The sequence below is a fragment of the Shewanella sp. SP2S2-4 genome, assembly GCF_031932025.1.
In the GTDB taxonomy this organism is placed as follows: domain Bacteria; phylum Pseudomonadota; class Gammaproteobacteria; order Enterobacterales; family Shewanellaceae; genus Shewanella; species Shewanella baltica.
Genome location: NZ_JAUOER010000019.1, coordinates 1 through 21,905 on the forward strand (window position 1 = coordinate 1; position 21,905 = coordinate 21,905).

General features: G+C 47.6%; 13 protein-coding genes. 2 read left to right on the top strand and 11 right to left on the bottom strand.

Annotation, left to right across the window (positions count from 1 at the left end):
* Positions 1-41 precede the first annotated feature (41 nt).
* The 3 genes from Q4Q54_RS14910 to Q4Q54_RS14920 form a co-directional block, all read right to left on the bottom strand.
* Positions 42-407, bottom strand: coding sequence for a glyoxalase superfamily protein (locus Q4Q54_RS14910; RefSeq protein WP_311988833.1), 366 nt, complete (start codon positions 405-407; stop codon positions 42-44).
* A 210-nt stretch (positions 408-617) separates the two neighbouring features.
* Positions 618-2,129, bottom strand: coding sequence for a hypothetical protein (locus Q4Q54_RS14915; protein WP_311988834.1), 1,512 nt, complete (start codon positions 2,127-2,129; stop codon positions 618-620).
* Between the two features lie 482 nt (positions 2,130-2,611).
* Positions 2,612-3,967 carry an MATE family efflux transporter gene (locus Q4Q54_RS14920; RefSeq protein WP_012588199.1) on the bottom strand — a complete coding sequence of 452 codons (1,356 nt, stop codon included), beginning with the start codon at positions 3,965-3,967 and terminating at the stop codon, positions 2,612-2,614.
* Between the two features lie 400 nt (positions 3,968-4,367).
* On the opposite strand from Q4Q54_RS14920, the gene Q4Q54_RS14925 reads away from it, so the two are divergent.
* The gene (locus Q4Q54_RS14925; RefSeq protein WP_311897907.1) at positions 4,368-5,909 is read left to right on the top strand and encodes an MFS transporter; all 1,542 of its coding nucleotides are present in this window, start codon (positions 4,368-4,370) and stop codon (positions 5,907-5,909) included.
* Positions 5,910-6,009: 100 nt separating this feature from the next.
* On the opposite strand, the gene Q4Q54_RS14930 is transcribed toward Q4Q54_RS14925, so the two are convergent.
* Positions 6,010-6,534, bottom strand: a complete 525-nt coding sequence (locus Q4Q54_RS14930) for a DUF3087 family protein (RefSeq protein ID WP_011846271.1) — start codon at positions 6,532-6,534, stop codon at positions 6,010-6,012.
* A 391-nt stretch (positions 6,535-6,925) separates the two neighbouring features.
* On the opposite strand from Q4Q54_RS14930, the gene Q4Q54_RS14935 reads away from it, so the two are divergent.
* Positions 6,926-7,687 (top strand): substrate-binding periplasmic protein, encoded by a 762-nt coding sequence (locus Q4Q54_RS14935; protein WP_012088656.1) that lies wholly within the window; start codon positions 6,926-6,928, stop codon positions 7,685-7,687.
* A gap of 126 nt (positions 7,688-7,813) precedes the next feature.
* Here the strand turns inward: Q4Q54_RS14935 and Q4Q54_RS14940 are convergent, their stop codons facing one another.
* The 7 genes from Q4Q54_RS14940 to glgX form a co-directional block, all read right to left on the bottom strand.
* Positions 7,814-8,920 (bottom strand): GTP-binding protein, encoded by a 1,107-nt coding sequence (locus tag Q4Q54_RS14940; RefSeq protein ID WP_261271850.1) that lies wholly within the window; start codon positions 8,918-8,920, stop codon positions 7,814-7,816.
* 256 nt (positions 8,921-9,176) lie between these two features.
* Entirely contained in the window at positions 9,177-10,595 is a 1,419-nt protein-coding gene (locus Q4Q54_RS14945) for a DEAD/DEAH box helicase (RefSeq protein ID WP_311890070.1), read from the bottom strand.
* A 129-nt stretch (positions 10,596-10,724) separates the two neighbouring features.
* Positions 10,725-13,772, bottom strand: a complete 3,048-nt coding sequence (locus Q4Q54_RS14950; RefSeq protein WP_311988835.1) for an EAL domain-containing protein — start codon at positions 13,770-13,772, stop codon at positions 10,725-10,727.
* 130 nt (positions 13,773-13,902) lie between these two features.
* Positions 13,903-15,522 (bottom strand): glycogen/starch synthase, encoded by a 1,620-nt coding sequence (locus Q4Q54_RS14955; protein ID WP_311988836.1) that lies wholly within the window; start codon positions 15,520-15,522, stop codon positions 13,903-13,905.
* 185 nt (positions 15,523-15,707) lie between these two features.
* Positions 15,708-16,970 carry a glucose-1-phosphate adenylyltransferase gene (gene glgC / locus Q4Q54_RS14960; protein ID WP_006080859.1) on the bottom strand — a complete coding sequence of 421 codons (1,263 nt, stop codon included), beginning with the start codon at positions 16,968-16,970 and terminating at the stop codon, positions 15,708-15,710.
* 189 nt (positions 16,971-17,159) lie between these two features.
* The gene (locus Q4Q54_RS14965; protein ID WP_311988837.1) at positions 17,160-19,691 is read right to left on the bottom strand and encodes a glycogen/starch/alpha-glucan phosphorylase; all 2,532 of its coding nucleotides are present in this window, start codon (positions 19,689-19,691) and stop codon (positions 17,160-17,162) included.
* An 11-nt stretch (positions 19,692-19,702) separates the two neighbouring features.
* On the bottom strand, positions 19,703-21,904 hold the full coding sequence (gene glgX, locus Q4Q54_RS14970) for a glycogen debranching protein GlgX (protein ID WP_311988838.1): 2,202 nt from the start codon (positions 21,902-21,904) through the stop codon (positions 19,703-19,705).
* Between the last annotated feature and the right edge of the window lies 1 nt (position 21,905).

Consider the following 21,905-nt stretch of genomic DNA (forward strand, 5'->3'; position numbering starts at 1 on the left):
CGTTGCAGCCGGCACTTTTTGCTGGCGACAACATTTGTTTGTTATGTATCCGATGATTCATTAAACAATATCTTATTTGAAAATGGATCTGTCACAGTGAAACACCTCGCCCCCCAAGTTGCCTCTTCAATGCTTGGCTTATTATATTTGTATGGCATTGAAGTAATTTGTGTAAAAAGTTTATCTAGGTTGCTGACATTAACAAAAACCTTACTGCCAGGCGTGCAGTCACCAGAATGTTCACTTAGGTGTAAAACAAAATCGCCAAGCGACACTTGCATATAAATAGGGTAACCCTCTTCAAAACGATGTTCCCAATCTAACTCCATGCCAAGAAAACCAAGATAAAACTCTTTGGCTTTATCTTCATCAAAAATCCGCATAATTGGGATAGCCTGAAACTCCATGTCAACAACTCCATCACTGATAAAACCAAACAACTGACTATTCTAGATCGACAACATAATGCACTATAGGATTACCTACAACACGCTCAGATTAAAATGGCTTATTAAACGAGCGCTTTGGCAAATTGAGGATATAAAAAATGGCAGCGAAAAAGATTTGCGCTGCCATTTCGGTGAAAAAAGCTCAGTCGATGTTGTTACAACAATCCTTTACATAAAGGCTTTAGTGAACGCTTCCTTCGACTGGCGAATGTAGTTACGGGCGCTTTGGGCGTGTTGCTCCCATACGGCGCGATCGCTTGGGTCGGTGAAGGGGTTTTGTTCAGTGGCAATTGAGCGTTCAAACTTATCGTAGAAGGTTAGCATGGCCGAGGTGATCTGGTTAAAACGCTCCTTGAATTCTTGAAATTCATCAATTTTTTCAGTGGTTTTAATCATGTACTGCACCAGTTCAGCATTGCTATTCGAAGCCAATAAAGCTTCGGCTTTGGCGCTGATATTGGCACTGGCCTCAGTTATCACAAGTGCTCGGGTTTGCTCGTCTTTACTCATCACTCGGCTGTAGTTTTCAGGCGTGCGGGCAATGCCGGCATGCTGCAAATAGCCGCGTAGATGCTTATCGAGATCCTTACGAAACGTATCTAAGTTCTTCTGCATGCTGACTAAATCATTGTCTAGTGCCGTGACTTGTTGCAGCTCTTTTTCGATTTCAGACATAAAGCGTTCGGCCTGCTGATAAATTTTCAGGCCATTTTCTTCGGCAAACTTTTTATCGCTACGGCTCAGATCGCTGTTGTCATAGTTGGAGCGATCGAAGGTCGCGGCCAAGAATGATTTAAAAGGTTCGGCAAAGGCGGAATAAGCACCGGCACTGACCACATTTAAGGTCGCGGTGGCTAAATCGCCAAAGGGTTTCACCATAGAACCCAAGCGTGCCTGCTGGATAGGTGATGCCACACGTTTAGTGTCGGATAACACCGACCTAAAGGTGTTATATCCCATAGGGTTAGACATCTTGTTGCGCTCAGAGGTTGCCAACACAAAGGTGATACTGGAATAGATGGCATTCGAGTATTCGAGGTATTGTCTTTGGCTCTCAAGCTGGGCGGCGTAGTTTTTACCTAAGGTGCGGAATGACTCAGACTGCACTTCGTAGTTCTTGTCAGCTTTAAGCTTATCTAAAATCCCGCCGATAATTTTCTGCTCATTTTTTTGCAGGGCCGTATCAAGGCGAATTTTATCTAAGCTCAAATCATCCAGACTGATGGGGCCATTAATGGACTCAATGTCGAGGCGAATATACTGGCGGCTCGGATCGTCGATAGAGACTCTGTGTGCTAAATACTCGTTCGCACCCGGAGTGATATCGATTAAGGCAACATGCTGCCACTGGGCATCGAGCTTTAATACTGGTGAGGTTAATACATTGATTCGATACTGGGTTTGAGTATTTTGGGTTTTAACCCAAAACTCCAACAGACCCGCTTCAGAAATGGGGTACTTGCTGACTATGCTGCTATTGCCTTCGGCACATAACAGCGCACTTTCACCACTGTGGGGTTCTGCGCCTTCAAATTGACAACCCATGATCCACGACCAAGGTTGAGATAAACGATTGCCTTCAAAGTCGCTGGCAAACACTAACTCATTCTCTTTGGCACTGGCATTAACTGTGGTTAACACGCCAAGCAACAGCATAGAAATGACTGCAGTGGTGCGCATAAGGGCCTCATAAAACATAAATTACTAAAATCAACGAGCGAGTCATTCGGCTCAATACCCAGTTATATCGACGATCAACTGACCCGAGTTTCATAGCGAATCTAGCTGGTTTTCTGAGGGTTATGACCTCGAAAAAACCGCCCGCTTGAAGGCGTCATTTTTGATAGCAGATTAAACCAGCGAAATGTATCAGAGGCCATCATCCCACGCTAGCCCTAAGTCATGTTTGGCGCAGAAAGATAGCAGTTGAATAGCAATCGGTGCCATGAATCGCCCCGATACTGAAAACAATAGTGAACTTAATGGTGAAATCAATTGTAAAATTGATTATGAAACTCAGGGAAAACTAACTACTTATGTCCGCTATTCTGGTTCTGTTCTTCCCGCTTGTCTGGCCGCTTATTTTGCCTTCTTTTGCCCTCTTCCCTCATCATCAGCGCACGCAAAAAAGCAGGCACAGACAAGACTGGAACAAAACAGAGTTATTGCAGCCGAGCCTCGACTCGCTTCATGGCGTAGAACATCCATATCGTCAGAATAGTGCTACAGGTTGCGAGCGATACCCACACACCAATCACGCCAAACATCCAAGCGAAGCAGTAGATAATCGCAGCGATCAGGATAAGTTTCGCGCCGGTCAGCATAGAGGCTTGTTTCGAGCAATTAATCGCTTGGAAGAAACTCGCGCCGACTAAGATTAAACCTTCCATTGGTAAGCCCCAGAAATACCAGCGCATACCTTCAATCGCCACAGGCGTTAGGTTCTGATTATCGCCGGCAAACAAATACACTAGCCATTCAGGGCGAGAATAAATCAGCGCTAAACCTAAAGCAGCAGTGAGCAGCGTCATGCCAAAGGCAATATTACGTGCTTGCTTAACCCTATCGAAACGCCCAGCGCCCGCATTAAAGCTATAAATAGGCTGCGTGCCGAGGGCGATACCTTCGAAAATCAAATAGAAGAATGCTTCTGTGTAACTGACTACGCCATAGGCTGCCACGTGTAAGGGGCCGCCCACCCACAAAAAAGCTGTGTTGTGCAGGGTTAACACTATCGACAAATAAAGGTTCATCAAAAAGCTGGGTAAACCCACGCGGGCTATGTTCAAGCAATTGTCGAGCTTAAGCTTCATCTGCTCAAGGTCGATCCTCAACTGAGTCCGAGGACTGAAAAAATGCTGCAAACACAAAAGCCCAGTCACCGCCTGCGACATCATGGTCGCAATCGCAGCGCCCGCTAAACCAAAGGGGAAGACCACAATAAACAGCCAATCTAAGAAAGTATTTAATACACCGCCCAAGATCAGCACCCAAGTTACCATGGATGGCCGACCATCATTACGCAGCAATGTGGTGAAGGTCATTGAAATAATGGGGAAATGACACAGGGCAAAATACCAGAACAGATATTCGTTGGCGTTTTCGAGAATATCCCCCTGCGCCCCGAGGGCGATCAAAATATCCCGCGAGAATATCCCACCAATGAGGGCAAAAATGGCTCCCGCCAATAAACACAAACTAAAGGCATTACCGAGCAATTTACGGGCCTTAGCCACATTACCTTGACCAAGATTGATCGACACTAATGCCGCGCTACCCATGCCGATCATGGCGCCAATCGCATACAAAATAGCGCCGACTGGATAGGCTAACATCATCCCAGCCAGCCCAGTTTCACCTAAATAGTGGCCAACGAAGATGCCATCAATCGTCACATAGACGCCCGTCACCAACATAGAGGCGATGGTGGGTATGGTATAGCGCCAAAAAAGCTTCGCAATCGGCTCCTCGAGCAGGCTCATATCCGCAGGAGCATGATTAGATGTTATTGCTGTCATTAGCGTTTCTCACAAAAAAGGGGGCAAGAGTCGTATCTATTTAGAAAAATGATCGGGTGAACAAAAATGCGACAATGGATTGTACCTAAAATCAGCCGTAACTCAAAGCAAGTTAAGTATGAAGATGTAACCACAAAGATTAATCATCACAATGACTTAAGTCTAAACAGTCCAATTTCAGTCAAATGACAAACCGAGCACAGTCCAATAACAGAGGTAGGCTAACTCATCATTTTTTGCTACTTTTTTGGCGTTTAAGGCCGAATTAGGTAAAGTATTAGCTCAAGCAAGCCTATTCACGTATTTTAGTAAGATAAAATTATTAACTATAAAAATTTAAGATGTTGATAATTAATGGCTTAATTAATAATAAATTCAATAACAATAATAAGGGAAGGACATGAGTCAGAATAGTCCAAATGCAGGCAACGACCTGCGGGAAGTCAAACAGCTCGGTATGTGGGCGTCCATTACTAGCTTAGGTTATGTGTTTTGGCTGGTCGGCGGGATGGAGTTAGTCGAGCGTATCGCTTACTACGGCGTCAAAGCCAGTGCAGGACTGTACGCTAAAGCGCCTGAGTCTGCGGGCGGGCTTGGGATCAGCCTAAGCGACTACGGCATTATTATTTCCCTCTGGGCGATCATGCAAACTTTTGTGCCTGTATTCACCGGTGGCATTTCTGACCGCGTCGGCTACAAAGAAACCATCTTTGGCTCCACCATCATTAAAATCTTTGGCTATCTGGTGATGGCATTCTTCCCCAGTTTTTGGGGCTTTCTTGCTGGCGCATTACTCCTCGCCATCGGTACTGGGATATTTAAACCGGGCATTCAAGGCACCTTAGTGCTGTCCACTAATCGCAATAATACCTCTATGGCTTGGGGCATTTTTTACCAAGTCGTCAACATTGGCGGTTTCCTCGGGCCGTTAGTGGCCGTACATATGCGCCAATTGTCGTGGGACAATGTGTTTTTCGCCTGCGCCGCGATTATCTCACTCAACTTCTTATTTTTACTGACCTATACAGAACCAGGCAAAGCCGAGCGACTAGAGCGTAATAAACAAATCAAGTCAGGTGAAGTCAAACAAGAAGCCCTGTGGCGTGATGCTTGGCGTGAGCTGAAAAAGCCGATTGTGATCTACTACATGTTGGTATTTGCAGGCTTTTGGTTCTTGTACAATGCCCTATTCGATGTGTTGCCTATCCATATTTCCGAATGGGTCGATACCAGCGTAATCGTCACATCCCTTTTTGGCAGCGAAGGCACCAGTAACGGCATTCTGCAATTTTGGCTTGGCCTCAATAACGAAGGCACTAAGGTGATGCCAGAAGGCATGCTCAACCTTAATGCCGGCATGATCATGACCAGCTGTTTTATCGTCGCCGCACTGACGGCTAAATACCGCATCACAACTGCTATGTTTGTTGGTTGTTTGCTGAGTATTTTGGCCTTTGTGTTTATCGGCGCCTTCCATGCGGCTTGGTTTATCGTGCTCGCGATCGCTATGTTCTCCATTGGCGAAATGATGATTAGCCCGAAGAAAAATGAGTTTATGGGCAACATAGCGCCCGAAGGTAAAAAAGCCATGTACTTGGGCTTTGTGATGTTACCCCAAGGGATCGGCTGGGGATTAGAAGGCTACTTTGGCCCTAAACTCTATGAAATTTATGCATCGAAAGAATTGTTTTCGCGGGATTTATTGTTAGAGCGCGGCATGAACGGCACTGAGGTTAGCGCCATTCCCCAAGGTGAAGCCTTTACTACCTTGGTGAGCTACACAGGTGAAAGCGCCCAGGAACTCACCCAACTGCTGTACCACAGCCATAACATTGGCATGGCGTGGTACATCATCGCCGCCATAGGGACTATCTCAGCGGTGGGGATTTTTATCTATGGTAAGTGGTTACTCACACTGCAAAGAGCCCAGCAAGCCGCCTAAGCGGGACTCGCTAACCTCATTCGAGGTAAGGGCGATAAAGACAAGATAAGGCCTAAATAAAGGCAAGGTGAGGAGCGATCTTCATCTTGCCTTATCAGTATCAAAAAGGACGCGTCAGCAGCTCAGGCGTAAATTGTTCAGGCGATAGCAATAAACCTAAGCTCTCGATTTGTGCATTCAAACGATTGAGATCTTGAGTCAGCGCTGGCAAGGTCAGGGTATTGTCATCGAGCTCATACACTTGCCTTAAACTCGTGTAATAAAACAGCAGTATAATCAAAGCATTCACATCATTTTGCGCCGCAGCGGCTTTAATCTTTATCAACTTGCGATAGATACGATTATGGAGCTGCTTTAATTGCCACACATAATAAATTTCGCTGAAGAAGGGTTTATCCTTCAAGTTATAAATCACTGCGCTACACAGACCCAGACTGAAAATCACCCCTAAGAGATTCAAATGGAAATTACCTGTAGGCTCGCCCGGCACAGGCGTTGCCCCAAACAGCGCAATCAGCCCTGCACCCAAAAGCAATGACAGCACGACTAAGCTAACAACTAAAATTACGATGAATAAATTCATGTTTTTACGATACAAGGTTTTATCTATTTCCTGCAGCTTCATAACATCCCGCTCAAATAGGCCGCCTAGCGTTGGCGTATCAATCAATTAGTGGCAGAGCATACCCCAATCCCCTTTATTCGGCCTTAACTGATTTAAACGCATAACTAAAATACATTTCTCATCCTCACCCGCAAACGATACAAATTGACACCTTTAGGTATCATTAAACGATCTGAGGGATAGGATGATGTATCAATTGAAGATCAACGGCTTAATACCCTTACGATTCTCACTAATCTCACGTTTATCTCAAAACATAAAAATGTTAACGTGCGCCCCAATCAAGGTAAAATTTGCTAACCTTAATCTCAGTGAATTTCATCATGGTATCGCCACCTTTTGCGAGATACCTAGCCTTAAGCTCCCGCATTCATAACACACAAGGAATGCCATGATACCCAGCAAAGCCTTTGCACAAGTCATCCTTTTGGCGCTCAGCAGCCTTTGCTTGACTGCGCAGGCCAAAGACCTGCTGGCCGTGGGTACAAGCTTCAGCCAAATTTTCGAACTACAACCCAATGGCGAATATACTGGCTTAGGTGTCGATATTTTAAATCGCTTTGCCCAGCAGCAAAGTGTGAACATTCACTATCAGATTACCCCTTGGCGCCGTGCCATTTCTATGGTCGAACGTGGCCAAGCGGATATTCTGATTGGTCCCTACGATACCCCAGAGCGTGAAGCAAACTTGGCTTTTGCGACGAAAGCCTTTTACCGCGATAATATGGTGTTCTATGCCCGTGTAGGCCATGAAATTGTCTGGAATGGCGACTATGCCAGCATTAAAGGTCAACGGATTGGAAAGATGCAGGGGTGGAGTTATGGCCCGACGTTTAATGAACAAACTAAATCTTTTAATATCAATGAATTTGTCGATATTAAAAGCGGGATAGAACGCCTCTCTCGGGGTGATTTAGATTTACTCGCCACAAACAGCCGCAATACCGATGCCGTGCTCGCCCAAATCAAAATCCCTAAGGCGATTACCCCAATCACACCGATAATCGATGTCCAAGACGGTTATATGGCATTTCCGAAGCAGGCGAAATTCGATCCCTTAAGACAAAGGTTTGACCGTTTTTTCGAGGACATGATCCAAAATGGCACCTTTACGACACTCGGCCAAGAATATCGCGTAACCTTGCCTTACTGAGCCGGCGCGACTGATCATGCACGACTGTTCCTTCATGTACGACCGCTGCAACTTTATTAGCACCCGCCTAACCTATGCTCACATGTGTAATAAAGGGCGATGGGAAAGTCAGTGAGCAGTTAATCGTTAACAAAGACAGGCGAGCAACTGCAGCTCAATCTCGTCCCAATCGACGTCATTCACTGTAATCATCTCAAGTCTGGAATCTAAGGTGTCATCGAGTTCAACCACAGTAAACTCATGATCAATCCAGTTAAATCCAGCGATCCCCTCAGAGGTGATCATTACAGCCTTTAACCTCAGCAAGACTTGCCCGACGTCTGATGACTGAGTGTAACGCTGAATTAACGCCATTAATTTATCGAAATCAAACTCTTGTCTTGGTTCAAACACCCAGCCGCAGCTAAAACAGCCTTCGCCTTGATTCTGCTTGCGTACTATGCCACGTGCATCGAATTCGAGAGCGACTTCGATTGCGCCTTCGGCAAAAAGGCTTAGCTCACTCAAACGCGAACCACCCGTGCGGAACAGGCTTGGCGCTGTCGTCGGTAGGCTGCCCAGCTTTAAGCCCACGCTAGCATGCCCATTTATATTGAGTGACACGCGCCTTGGTTGGTTTAAATAATCCAGCAGCGCGCTAGGTAAAGGTTGCTGGTTAGTGTGGCTCACAACAGGAATATCAGTGCGCTCGATATGACTTAAATAGGTCTGTAACTCATAGAGTAACTTAGTATTTTCAGCGTCATATAAATCCGACTTAGTCGCGATAATCACATCGGCCACTTGCAGCTGTTGGATGAAGTTTGCATGTTCGCGATAGCGAGGATCGTGGATTTTACGCGCGTCCACCAAACATAAAGTACTGCGCAGTGAAATCACATTCTGATAATGGGGTGCACTCAATACTTTAATGATTTCATTAGGATGCCCAAGCCCAGTAGGTTCTATCAATAAGCGATCAGGTTTTGCTTTCGCAATCAACTGATTGATCGCCACTTGCGTCGGCACGCCCGCTGCGCAGCACATACAGCCCCCCGCCACCTCACGAATTTGTATGCCGTTATCGGATGAGTTCAGTAACCCCGCATCAATGCCAACCTCACCAAACTCATTGACCAGCACAGCCCAAGTCTCATCCGCGGGTTTAGTCGCCAGCAATTGTTTAATCAGAGAGGTTTTACCTACGCCTAAAAAACCTGTGATGATATTGGTGGGAATCGCTTTGATAATCATAAGGAAACTCGCTCGAATAGAAAGCTTGGCGCTCGAGTGTAGAAGTATTGGCTTTGAAGCTCAACAAAAAGCGCATCGGTGAGGATGCGCTTTTAGAATGGTGGGGCTATTTAACCAACTAAGCAAACGTTAAACAGCAAGGCTGACAGGCTCTTGGCGCTTATTAGCCTTGATTGTTGGGCTTAGCTTATTCTGGTTTAAATTATTTTGACTTAACTTATTTTGACTTGGCTTATTTTTACTTAGCTTATTTTACTTATTTTGACTTATTGGTGCGAGAGCCAAAACCTGACTTATTGCTCACCAAATTCGACTTAGGTTTAGTTGCATTAAACGGCTTACCTGAGCCTGACGCAGGCTTAGCACGGCTAGAGGATTTATCGGCACCTGCTTTGCTGTCCTGCGCTTTACCTTTAGCGTACTTACCCTGACGAGACTGACCAATAGTACGATCCTGCGGCGCCTTATGGCTCCACTTTCCAATCGGCTTAATCGGTGCGGCAGGCGCATCACGGTAGCGGGCAGGTAAAGGCGTGCCTTCTTCATAACCCGGTTGTACCGATACAGGCAGTTTTTGCTCAATCAAGGCTTCAATTTCAGCAAGCATTTCATCGTCAGAAGGTGACACGAACGAAATCGCGCGACCGGTTAATCCAGCACGGCCTGTACGGCCAATGCGATGGATATAATCTTCGGCAAGGAAAGGCAATTCAAGGTTGATCACCATAGGCAAGGCATGAATGTCTAACCCACGTGCAGCCACATCGGTTGCCACCAGCACCCGTAATTTACTGGCTTTAAACTCTTCTAACACCCGATTACGGGCGCCTTGAGTTTTATCGCCATGGAACACGCCTGCGGCTATGCCATCGAGCTTTAATTCTTGCAATAAATGCTCGGCGCTTTCTTTCGTGCTGGCAAAAACCAGTACTTGGCGCCAATTGTTGCGGCCAACGAGTTCTGACAACAGCTCGGCTTTGCGACGTTTATCAACGCGATACACTTCCTGCACTACTGTGGATGCGGTAGTCGTGTCAGCAACATTCACCCACTGAGGTTCATTCAGCATTTTCTCGGCGAGTTGTTTGACTGCATCGCTATATGTGGCTGAAAACAACATGGTTTGATGCTGCGGCGCAATTAAGCGTTTCACTTTTTCAATATCGCGCACAAAGCCCATGTCTAGCATGCGGTCGGCTTCGTCGATCACTAAGGTCGTGACGCTCGATAAATCTAACTGGAATTGGCCAATAATATCGAATAAACGACCTGGGGTTGCCACCAAAATATCAACGCCCTGCTCTACCCCTTTACGCTGGGGATTCATGTTGGCGCCGCCGTAAACCGCTAAGGTTTTCAGCGGCAGGAACTGGCTGTATTTTTGGATATTTTCGCAGACTTGGATCGCGAGTTCGCGGGTGGGAGTCATCACCAACGCGCGTAAAATCGGTTTATCATTGCTGTCGCTTGTTAAAGACTCAGCCGCCAGCTTTTCAAGTACAGGCAGAGCAAAGGAAGCCGTCTTACCTGTACCCGTTTGGGCGCAGGCCATAATGTCTTTGCCTTCAAAGGCAAGCGGGATCACTTTCTCTTGCACTTGAGTGAGTTGCTGATAGCCACACTCAGTTATCGCATTCAAAATAGGAGAAGATAAACCGAGTGTTTCAAATTTCATAGGGACTCTTTAGCTAAGTAGTAAAACTTTGATGCGAGGTGATACTCAATGCCCCAACGCGGGGCCGCGGAGTCTAGCAAAATCCGCGGCGTTTTTATAGGCAATTATCATCCCGCGGTCAATATCCTCTTAGACACGGGAAACTAAAGGCGAAGCTTGCAGGTATTTTTGGGTGAATTCAGCGGCAGGCACAGGTCTTGAGAACAAGTAACCTTGGCCGTAGTCACAACCTGCCGCCAACAACACTTGGCGCTGCGCCTCGGTTTCGACACCTTCGGCAATCACCTTCATTCCCAATTTGTGGGCCATTACTATTATCGCCTCACAGAGAATTTGATCGTTTGAATCGGTATCAATATGACGGGTAAAAGATTGATCAATTTTAAGATAGTCGATATCAAACTTTTTCAGATAGGCGAGTGAAGAGTAGCCAGTACCAAAATCGTCCAGAGACACTTGCACGCCCGCATCGCGGTAGGCCAGTAGTTTTTCGGTCACGCCCATACTGGCGTCCAATAACAAGCCCTCGGTAATTTCAACGCACACGCCCGCGCCTGTAATATTAAGATCTTGCAATAACTTCAACCAATCATTGAGCAGCGTGCCTTCATCACGAAATTGGATTGGGGATTTATTGACGCTGATTTGGATTTCAACCCCTAATTCATGACGCCACGCCGCACTCTGACGAGCGGCTTGCTCGAACACCCAATTGCCGATTTCAACAATCAAGCCAGTATCCTCCGCCACAGGAATAAACTCTGCAGGCGACACAGCACCACGCTCTGCATGATGCCAGCGGATCAAGGCTTCAGCCTTGGTCACTTCACCCGTTGCTAAGGCAACAATCGGCTGATAATGCAGTTCAAATTCTTTATTCACGACCGCTTGACGTAAGTCTTGGATCAAGCGCATGCGGTATTTGGCGTATTCCTGCATCGATGGGGTGAAATAGTTGAAGCGATTACGCCCTTGATCTTTCGCCGCATACATAGCCTGATCCGCATGCTTGAGAAGCCCTTCAATACTGGTCGAATCATCGGGATATAAAGTTATCCCAATACTGACGCTGATATAAGCGGTTTCTTCCCCTAACACATAGGGTTCGGCAATTCGTCGCAAAATATTCTCGGCGACGCGCTCAATCCCCTTATGGTCTTCCATCGAACTTAACACCACAGTAAATTCATCGCCGCCAAGACGCGCCACGACGTCGGCATCACGCACACAGGATTTCAATCGACTCGCGGTTTCTATCAGCAGTAAATCGCCCATAGCATGGCCTAAGGTGTCATTCACTTCTTTAAAGAAATCTAAGTCCAAGAACAATAAGGCAAAGTGGTTGCGATTGCGGTCGGCATTTTTCACTTCACTGCTTAAATACTCCAACAACATGCGCCGATTAGGCAACCCCGTCAGCGTATCGTAGTTAGCCTGTTTCCAAATCAGATGTTCATTTTGCTTCTTATCGGTAATGTCTGAGAACAGGGCAACACGTCGATAGGGATGGCCTTCTTTGTCATTAATGGTATTGATGGTTAACCAGATGACATATTCCTCGCCATTTTTGCGCCGCTGCCACATTTCCCCCTGCCATTGGCCTTTCTCGCGGATATCATTGTTCATTTTGGTGTAAAAATCACGGCCATTGAGGTCACAATAAAGCAGCCGAACATGTTGGTCCCGCACTTCAAATTCACGATAGCCCGTCATCACACTAAAGGCGGCGTTGACGGTAATAATCACGCCCTTTTCATCGAGGACACTCATGGCTTCAGAGCTGTTATCGTAAACCAGTGCCGACAATTTTAAGGATTCTTCGATAAGTTTTGCGTCGGTAATATCGGTATAGGTTCCGCACATCCGCAGGGCATTGTTGTTTGCATCTCTGCTCACGACTTTACCTGTATCAAGGATCCACCGCACCTTACGGTTTACGGTATTTAAGCGGTACTCCATCTTATGTTGCGCCGTTTCGCCACGAATATGGGCCTCAATCGAATGCAGCACTTTAGGTCTGTCTTCGGCGACTATCGCATCCATCCATTGGCGACTATTAGCGTTGAGCATATCAACATCGCAGCCAAGAATATCGGCGCTGCGGGCGTTACGTTCGATACGATCATGACGAATATCCCAATCCCACACCCCAAGATCGCTACTGCTTAACACCAGTTCGAGTTGTTCACGGCTAGCGAGCACCTCTTGATCAGCTCTGGCCTGTGAGGTGATATCAATAAATCCGGCAATCACCAACTGCACGGCATGATTACCACCGCGCTTACAGGCGACTGTCATATGGGTGTAAACCACGCTACCGTCTTTAACGATAAAACGTTTATCCATCTCGTAATTATCGATATCCCCCCGCAGCATAAGCTCAAATTTCGACGCATCCGCTTCTAAATCATCGGGATGGGTAATTTGCGTCCACGTCATCCGTAGCAATTCAGCTTCTGAATATTTGAGCATTTGACATAAACGTGGATTCACCTTTATCCACTTTTTATCTATTCCCGTTATTGCAATACCAATATTGCCGGCGTTAAATTGGCTCCTAAAAAGAAAATCATCCTGCAAGCGAATTTGTTCATCACGCTCTAATTCAAAACGTCGCGATAACAAGCGGCTCAATAGCCAAGTCGCAATGGGGAAAATGGTGAGCACAGGTAGGGTGACTTGTTCTAGTAAGGGCATTCCGATGCCATTGGGTAAAAATACGAACCACAACAACATCACGATATGAACGGTATAGGCAAAGAGAAAAATTTCTCCACCTGAAATATTGGCTAACAGAGACTTACGATATTGACGCCAGATCACCCCAATTAACCCGGATGACACTATCACGCCGACGCCAATCCACATCCCCGCGCCACCAATACTGATGCGATATAGCGCCGTCATCACTACAGCAATAAAGGTCGGCAAACCACCGAAAAAGAGGCCTGAAATACAGAGGATAACCGAGCGAGTATCGAAAAAAACGCCCGGTTGATATATCCAAGGCGTGCTCATGATGGTGATACCAATACCACCGATGAGCATCCCAATAATGATACGCCACAGCAAGAAATACTGCCGCTGATGCTTTTTAGGGATCACGTCGTACAAAAAGACCAACGCCAGCAGCAAAGCCGCATTTTGCACTAACGGAAAGAGAATACCTTTATCCATGACTCAGAGAGCGACTCCAATAAATGAGGGGGCTTGATACAATTTTAACATTCCCCTCACTAGTGTAGCAGAATCACTTAGAAATCATGCGTTAATTCCTTTTACCACATCACACTTTGTATCTGCTGCATCACACTTTGCAATAGAGTTGTTGACGATATTGTTCAGCAATGGAATGCCAGTCAAAACGCTGCGCCATGGCCGCCGCACGCACCTTTGACCATGTTTTCCCCTCGAAACAAGCAATGGCTTGCATCAACCTTTGCAAAAACGCTTCGGCTTGCTCGTCTAAACTATTGCCGTTAAAAGCAAAGCCAGTCACGCCATCCTCAACGGTATCCTTCAATCCGCCCACTCCATGCACTAAGCAAGGCTGTCCGGCGCGCATAGCAAGCATTTGACTAATGCCACAGGGCTCAAAGGAGCTTGGCATCAAGAAGAGATCGCCATGCTGATACAGCACTTCGGATAAGGCCTCGTTGTATCCTTGCAAAAATAATAGGTTATCGTATTTAGCCCCTAAGGCTTGGAAGGATTTAGCAATCGATGCGTCGCCACTGCCGAGTAAAATCAGTAGCGCCGTCGGTTTTATCTGCTTCAACGCTTTAAGTAAGGTCTCAAGCACAGATAAGCCCGTGGATAATTGATGGCGCAGCAGTAAAACTTTTTGGTCGGTCAAACGGCCGACCGAAGTGAGTAACAGACTCGGTACTTGCTCCGCCATTGCTTGGCGCCAATGGGCTTGTGTGCGCGCAAAGGCAATCATGTCCACGCCGCTCACTTGCGCTTGATGTCCCTGCCATTGCACTAACGCAGTTTCAACCGCACTCAGCAATTGCTTGAACTCGGGTACTTGAATACGCGCAGGTGGCTTAGCGGCTAAATCCGATACTGACGAATAGACACAGCCATTTAAAATCCCCACCACTTTGCCGTCATTAGCCTTGACTTGTAAGTCATGTTCTAGCCCTTCGCCACCAAAGAATCCCGCCTCAGGTTTGGAGGGCTGTAACACTTCTTTGGCGTAACTGGGTGAGACTAAATGCACTTTATCGCTCAGCACTATGCCCATGCGCATTGGGTTAACGCAGTGGGGATAACGCGGATCGGTGATCAGCTGTTTTTGCCCCTGCGTTAAAGACGCAAATAGCTCGGGAAACCAAGCCGCAAACGAGGACGAGTCTTGGCTTAGGGGACGTATCCCCTGCAGAGCCAAATTGTGGATAGAGAACACGCACTCAATCTGTTTTAGTGCGCTGAACTCAGGCACAAACGCCCTTACCATGGCTAAGCAGCCCGCATGCCAATCATGTAAATGCAGCACAGCCGGCATTGGCACTCGACCCGTGGCTAATGCCGTGGCGACACTCGCGCAAAGGAAAGCAAACTTAGTTGCATCGTCGGCAAAAGGACGCTCGGCGCTGCCTTGGCTATAAATTTGCCCAGGTACGGATTGCCATAATGCATGTTCGAGCAGATAAATCATCGCCTCTGGCACTTGAGGATGGGGCATGGCAAACACGTGCACCCGCTCCAATCGGCCGCCAAAGGCCACAGTTAACTCACCCAAATCTTGGGGTTGATTCGCGACCGCAGTCAAAAAGCCATAGCTTGGCATAATCACATCGGCGCACAAATCCACACCCGCCAAAGCGTCGGGTAAGTCACGGATCACATCCGCCATACCGCCAACCTTGGCGCCCGCAAGGGCACCGTTTTCAGCCGCGACCATTAAAATGCGTTGTTTCAATTAATTGGATACTCCCGCTACTTCATTTCAGCGGCTTATTAATAAGCTGACTGTACCTAAGCGCTAAATCTAAGGGCTTAATCTAAACACTTAACTTAAGCCCGTACTTAAAGCTCAAACTTAAGCCCGTTTCTATGCCGTTTGCGCTCGTTATGCTTGGCGACTCAAAGGATGAATTGCAACCGCTATTCATAACCTACTGGTAAACCTAGCATGTCACGGGTCACTAAAGTGACGCCTTTTTCCGACACCCTAAAACCTTTGGCTCGGTCGTGATCATGGTTATAACCAATCACCATGCCTTCGGGAATAATGCAGCCACGGTCGAGTATGGCATTCTTGATTTTGCAATGGCGCAGCACGACCACATCGGGCAGCACCACTGAATCTTCAACCAACGAATAGGAACACACACGTACTTCGTTAAACAATACGCTACGGCGCACAGTCGCACCCGAAATAATACAACCGCCCGAGACAATCGAGTCCAGCGCCATACCGCGTCTGTCATCGTCATCAAACACAAATTTAGCCGGTGGCAATTGTTCTTGGAAGGTCCAAATTGGCCATTTGGCATCGTACAAATTCAGTGCTGGCGTGGGCGATAACAGCTCCATATTCGCTTGCCAGAAAGAGTCTAGCGTCCCCACATCGCGCCAATAGGCTTGCTCGTTCGGGAAAGCGCTCTTAAAGGGATAGGCGAACACATTATGTTTTTCGATGATCGCAGGAATAATATCCTTACCAAAATCCCGATCTGAGCTTTCGTTTAAGGCATCTTTCTTGAGCTGGTCAAACAAAAACTCTGTGTTAAACACATAGTTGCCCATAGATGCTAAACACATTTCAGGATTGCCCGGAGAATGTTTAGGCTGCAGCGGCTTTTCTTCAAAGCCTAAGATGCGCATCTCGTCGTCGACTTCCATCACTCCAAACGAACCCGCCGCTTCGGCAATCGGCACCTCAAGGCATGAGACTGTCATATCTGCACCCGACTCGGCATGGGCGGCTAATAACCCCGCATAATCCATGCGATACACGTGATCGCCCGACAACACCATTACGTATTTAGGCAGTTCATGGCGAATGATGTCGATGTTTTGGAATACGGCATCGGCGGTGCCTTGATACCAGTTTTCCGAATAGCGTTGTGAGGCGGGTAAAATCTCCACCGACTCGCCTAACTCTTTCTTAAAATGGCCCCAACCGCGCATTACATGGCGGATCAAGGAATGCGACTTGTACTGAGTGACCACACCTACGCGGCGAATACCCGAGTTGATGCAGTTAGACAGCGGAAAATCGATAATACGAAACTTACCACCGAAATACAGCGCCGGTTTAGCACGCCAATCCGTGAGTTCATGCAAGCGAGACCCGCGCCCACCAGCTAAAATCAACGCATAGGTTTCACGAGTTAAATTACTGATATAACGAACATTAGACATAGGCTCTTACTCCGAAATCGGCAAACTGATTGCCCATAAATGGCTTCTCGATACGGCAGAAACGGCCGTATTCCCCTGAGTATTTCTCACTTGCATTCCCCATTCCTTCCATTGATTGCTGAATTCCTTTCAAACACTTAACGCTTATACTCAACCGCTATAACAAGGCTATTACCCAGAGCCCAGCCCTTACAGTTTCCAAATTTCATCGCGATAACCCGCGATCGTCACATCACTCGAAAAACGTCCGCTGGCAGCGGTATTGCGAATACTCATTTGCGTCCACACCTGCGGATCTTTATAGGCCCGCGCTACGGCTTCTTGCACAACTCGGTAACTGTCAAAGTCGGCGGCCGTCATCCATTGATCGTCGCTACTTTCGATGGCGGCAATAATAGGATCGAAAATCCCCGGCTCCAGCAGATTGAAATGACCACTCTTGAGTAACTTCATCACCTCAGATAACGCCGGTGAATCGTCAATAATTCTGCGCGGATGATAGTGGTTACGTACCTCAGCGACCTGCTCCGCATTGAGTCCGAACAGGAAGAAGTTCTCTGAACCCACTTCCTCTAACATCTCGATATTGGCGCCATCCATAGTGCCAATCGTCAGTGCACCGTTCATCATGAACTTCATATTGCCCGTGCCCGATGCTTCTTTACCCGCGGTCGAAATTTGCTCGGACAAATCCGTTCCCGGGCAGATTTTTTCCATGGCGCTGACGTTGTAATTGGGTAAGAAAGCAAAACGTAGGTATGGCGTCACCAAAGGATCGGAATTGACCATATGGGCGACATTGCTGGCGAGCTTGATGATCAACTTAGCCATAAAGTAACCGGGCGCCGCTTTACCGCCGATCAACACGCAACGTGGCACCATGTTTTCGGTGTGGCCTTGTTGGATTTGATGATAGAGATGAACCACATGTAAGATATTGAGTAGCTGACGTTTATATTCGTGAATACGCTTCACTTGCACATCAAACAACATAGATGGATCGAACTCGACGCCGCATTCCTTGGCAATCATCTTCGCCAGCAAAGCCTTGTTGGCTTGCTTCACATCACGCCATTTTTGGATAAACGCCGTGTCCTGCGTAAGGGCATTGAGCGCCGTTAACTGGCTTAAGTCTGTCACCCACTCTTTACCTAAATGGGCGGTCAGCAACTTAGCTAAAGCAGGGTTACAATGGGCAAGCCAACGCCTTGGCGTCACGCCATTGGTGCGGTTATTAAACTTGTGCGGCCACAACTCATAGAAATCCTTAAACAACCCTGATTTAAGCAGTTGCGTGTGTAAACCCGCGACGCCGTTGACCGAGAAACTCGCCACAATCGCCAGATACGCCATGCGCACGTGGGGATGGGGGCCATCTTGAATAATCGACATACTCGCCAGTTTGCTAGCGTCCCCCGGCCAATGGTGGGCGACTAAATCTAGGTAGCGGGCATTGATTTCATAAATGATTTCTAAAATACGTGGCAGCATCTGCGCCATCATGCGCACGGGCCAACGCTCTAGTGCTTCTGGCAATAGGGTATGGTTAGTGTACGCCATGGTCTGGCTGGTAATCGCCCACGCACTGTCCCATTCCAAACCGTATTCGTCGATCAATAACCGCATCAACTCAGGCACGGCAATGCTGGGGTGAGTGTCATTCAGCTGCATCACATTTTTAGCGGCAAACTGCGTGAAATCATGGCCATGGCGACTCACCCAACGTTTGAGTAAATCCTGCAAGCTAGCGGAGGATAAAAAGTATTGCTGACGTAATCGCAGCTCTTTGCCGTTCTCGCTCGCATCATTGGGATAGAGCACCATAGTGATCTGCTCGGCCAAGTTTTTACGGGCCACGGCTTCTGTGTAGTCGCCTTGGTTAAACTCAGCTAAATCAAAGTCATCGGTCGCTTCGGCCTTCCACAATCTCAGGGTATTCACCCGTCCATTGCGATAACCGGGAACTGGCATGTCATAGGCGACGGCGAGCACATCTTGGGTTTCAACCCAAATAATGTGCCTGCGACCCTGTTTATCGACATAGGATTCTGTGTGGCCAAAAAATGGCACTGTCACGTTGTGGGTCGGCACGCGCACTTCCCACGGATTACCTTCGCGCAGCCAACGGTCGGGACGCTCAACCTGATAACCGTCGACTATCTTCTGGGCGAACATGCCATATTCGTAACGTATGCCATAACCCGTCACTGATAAGTCCATACTCGCGCAGCTATCGAGGAAACACGCCGCCAATCGACCTAAGCCGCCGTTACCTAAACCGGCATCATGTTCAGCTTCTTCTAACTCTTCTAGCGATACCGCATAGTTGCTCAAGGCATCACGGCTATCTTGCTGTAAATCTAAACTCAGCAGTGCATTGCCCAGCGCCCTGCCCATCAAAAACTCAAGGGATAAATACGCCACTTGCTTGCGCTGAAAATGGCTGTCATCCACACGGGTCTGACGCCAACTGTCTAGCATCTGTTCTTTCACGCTGTAAGCCAGCGCTTGAAATAATTCGCAGCTCACACCTTCGCCACGGCTGAGTCCATAACGTAAATGGCGCTCAAAGGAAGCGGGCAAGGCATCGCAGGGCTCACAGGGTTCAGCGGCTTTAGGCTTGGCCTGACGCTTAGCTGACGCCTTCTTACTTGCCGCTTTTGGCGCGGATGGTACGGTTTTTTCGCTGGTATTTGGGCTCAGTTCGCTTTCGTCACTCATAGTTAATTCCTTCATTTCTTGAAAATCAAATCAGCATGAAAAAGCATGAGACTGCGATCTTGCAGCAAGTATCGCGTCGTAGAGATCTGAGCATCCAGCGGCTCAGTTTGGGTATGAATAAGGCATTGCCACGGACTCAAGTGCTCAAAGGTCGGCGGCGTAAAAGCTAACGGATTATCGTCGGCATTGACCATCAACAGCAGAGCTTGCTGCTTGCCTCGGCCTTCTAAGTCACCAGAAAGCACCACAGACAAACTGCGACACATAGACTCAGTCCACAGGCTCTTGGTCATTTGCTCACCTTGACGACTAAACCAATCTAAGCGAGCACCGGTATCGGCTAAGGATTCGGCCAATAACTGCTCGTGAATGAAGCGTTTAGCGCATAACAAGGGGAAACGTTTGCGCAGGGCGATAAGCTGCTGAGTAAAGGCTAACAGCTCAGTATCCATACCCTTTGCCGACCAATCAAACCAGTTCAGTTCATTGTCTTGGCAATAGGCATTATTGTTACCTTGCTGGGTGCGGCCCGTTTCATCGCCGCTCAACAACATAGGCACACCTTGGGATAAAAATAGTGTCGTCAATAAGTTACGCTGTTGACGGCTGCGAAGTGCCAGAATTGCGCTATCTTCGGTTTCCCCTTCAATCCCATAATGATGACTGAAGTTTTCTTGGTGACCGTCGCGATTATCTTCCCCATTCGCCAAATTGTGGCGCTGGGTATAACTCACTAAATCTTTGAGGGTAAAACCGTCGTGACTGGTTAAAAAATTAAGACTGGTCGCAGGCGGACGACCGCCATGCTCGAAGAAATCCCCCGAGCCGTGAAACCGCCGAGCAAATTCGGGCAACATGCTGTGATCGCCGCGCCAGAAACGGCGCATAGTGTCTCTGTATCTGTCATTCCACTCGCTAAAGGCCACGGGGAAATTACCCAATTGATAACCGCCGGGGCCGATATCCCAAGGCTCAGCAATCAATTTCACTCGGCACAACACAGGGTCTTGCAACAATGCATCGAAGAAACCTGAACCGGGATCAAAACCATAGGCCTCGCGACCTAGGCAAGCCGCTAAGTCGAAGCGAAATCCATCGACGCCCATGATTTCTACCCAGTAACGCAGCGAATCAAGCACGAGCTGCAACATGCGTGGATGGTTGATATTTAAGGTGTTTCCGCAACCCGTATCGTTAATGTAAAAACGCTTATCGTTCGGATGCAGGCGGTAATAACTGAGATTATCTATGCCACGAAAACTAAAGGTCGGCCCAAGTCGACTCCCCTCGGCACTGTGGTTATAGACCACATCGAGGATCACTTCGATACCCGCACCGTGGAGTGCATCCACCATAGCGCGAAACTCACCAATATCGTCGGATGACAGATAACTCGGCTCGGGGGCAAAAAAGCCAATACTGTTGTAACCCCAATAATTGGTAAGCTTTTTCTCGAGCAAAAATGGTTCAGTAAAAAAGGCCTGTACTGGAAGTAACTCGACGCACGTCACCCCAAGTTCGGCCAAATAATCGATAGCAGGCTGAGTCGCTAAACCCGCAAAGGTGGCGCGTTTATTAGGTTCAATCTCAGGATGCGCCGCCGTAAAGCCTTTAACGTGCATCTCATAAATAATGCTGCGCTCTAGGGGTTTGGGCTGAAACCTCGTCGCAACGGGCTGAATCGACTGCTTAGCGGCGATGTCGATTAATGGACGAATGTCCACAACCTTACATTTTGGCACATAGGCAGCGTTATCTAACTTACTGAAAGATAAATCTTCATCCTTGTGATTCAGCTCGTAACCATAGTTAGACTCATGGTCGCTATATTCACCGACCAGCTGGCGCGCATAGGGGTCGAGCAATAACTTATTGGGGTTAAATCTGTGGCCAAGCTGAGGCTCATAGGAGCCATAAACGCGATAGCCGTAGAGTTGCCCCGCTTTAAGCCCCTGCACAAACACATGCCAGATTTGCTGGGTTTGTTCAGTTAACGCAATCCGCGCGACTTCTTGCTCGCCATTGTCATCAAATAGGCATAACTCGACCGCTGTTGCGTTAGCTGAAAATAACGCAAAGTTGACACCATCGCCCTCAACATTAGCACCGAGCGGAAAAGGCTCACCTGCGCCCAAGGCCCATTTCTCACTTTGAGAAGGGTTGCTTTTAGCGTCAAGGTTGAGCTTGATATCATCAGCTGTGGGCTTTTGCATG

Bases quoted from the DNA above. Each gene is read 5' to 3' on its own strand.
- Q4Q54_RS14910 (WP_311988833.1), bottom strand. From the start codon at position 407: ATGGAGTTTCAGGCTATCCCAATTATGCGGATTTTTGATGAAGATAAA.
- Q4Q54_RS14915 (WP_311988834.1), bottom strand. From the start codon at position 2,129: ATGCGCACCACTGCAGTCATTTCTATGCTGTTGCTTGGCGTGTTAACC.
- Q4Q54_RS14920 (WP_012588199.1), bottom strand. From the start codon at position 3,967: ATGACAGCAATAACATCTAATCATGCTCCTGCGGATATGAGCCTGCTC.
- Q4Q54_RS14925 (WP_311897907.1), top strand. From the start codon at position 4,368: ATGAGTCAGAATAGTCCAAATGCAGGCAACGACCTGCGGGAAGTCAAA.
- Q4Q54_RS14930 (WP_011846271.1), bottom strand. From the start codon at position 6,534: ATGAAGCTGCAGGAAATAGATAAAACCTTGTATCGTAAAAACATGAAT.
- Q4Q54_RS14935 (WP_012088656.1), top strand. From the start codon at position 6,926: ATGATACCCAGCAAAGCCTTTGCACAAGTCATCCTTTTGGCGCTCAGC.
- Q4Q54_RS14940 (WP_261271850.1), bottom strand. From the start codon at position 8,920: ATGATTATCAAAGCGATTCCCACCAATATCATCACAGGTTTTTTAGGC.
- Q4Q54_RS14945 (WP_311890070.1), bottom strand. From the start codon at position 10,595: ATGAAATTTGAAACACTCGGTTTATCTTCTCCTATTTTGAATGCGATA.
- Q4Q54_RS14950 (WP_311988835.1), bottom strand. From the start codon at position 13,772: ATGGATAAAGGTATTCTCTTTCCGTTAGTGCAAAATGCGGCTTTGCTG.
- glgC (WP_006080859.1), bottom strand. From the start codon at position 16,970: ATGTCTAATGTTCGTTATATCAGTAATTTAACTCGTGAAACCTATGCG.
- Q4Q54_RS14965 (WP_311988837.1), bottom strand. From the start codon at position 19,691: ATGAGTGACGAAAGCGAACTGAGCCCAAATACCAGCGAAAAAACCGTA.
- glgX (WP_311988838.1), bottom strand. From the start codon at position 21,904: ATGCAAAAGCCCACAGCTGATGATATCAAGCTCAACCTTGACGCTAAA.